At 63.1% G+C, this 482-nt stretch carries 1 pseudogene; it reads right to left on the bottom strand.

Annotated features, from left to right (window positions below):
* Nucleotides 1-270: pseudogene (locus EXE45_RS20640) on the bottom strand (phosphate/phosphite/phosphonate ABC transporter substrate-binding protein); the annotation flags it as partial.
* Between the last annotated feature and the right edge of the window lie 212 nt (nt 271-482).

Below are 482 nucleotides of genomic sequence, written 5' to 3'. Positions count from 1 at the left end.
CCCCACGTGGTCGAGCAGCGGGGAGTACTGCACCTCGAGGTCCTCCTGCGGGACCGACGGCGAGATGCCGAAGTCGACCTTCCCGTCGCCGCCGAACGACATCTGCGAATCGCCGCCGTCGGAGCCGTCAGACCCGTCAGACCCGTCGGATCCGTCGGACCCGTCCATCCCGTCGCCGCCGTCGGAGCCGTCGCCGCCGCCGCTACAGCCTGCGAGTCCAACGATACTTGCCGCACCCGCGATCTTGAGGAATTTGCGTCGTTGCGCCATGAGGTGTCCATTTGATGCTTTTACTGGCGTTTCAAAAGTGTTGCTGTTAATATATACACACGACTCTATACCGCTATGTAACAGTTCCCGGATGGAAACTGACTTCCACCGCGGTCGCGAACCGGAACCATGGACGAATCACCAACGGACGCCGAGGTGTCCGTCGCGCTCGTGGACTACGGGCTCGGGAACCTCCGGTCCGCGACCCGCGG

The sequence above is a fragment of the Halorubrum sp. SP9 genome (assembly GCF_005435015.1).
Classification (GTDB): Archaea; Halobacteriota; Halobacteria; order Halobacteriales; family Haloferacaceae; genus Halorubrum; species Halorubrum sodomense.
Note: the sequence above shows the minus strand (reverse complement) of the source record. Positions and strands in the feature narration are given on the sequence as shown.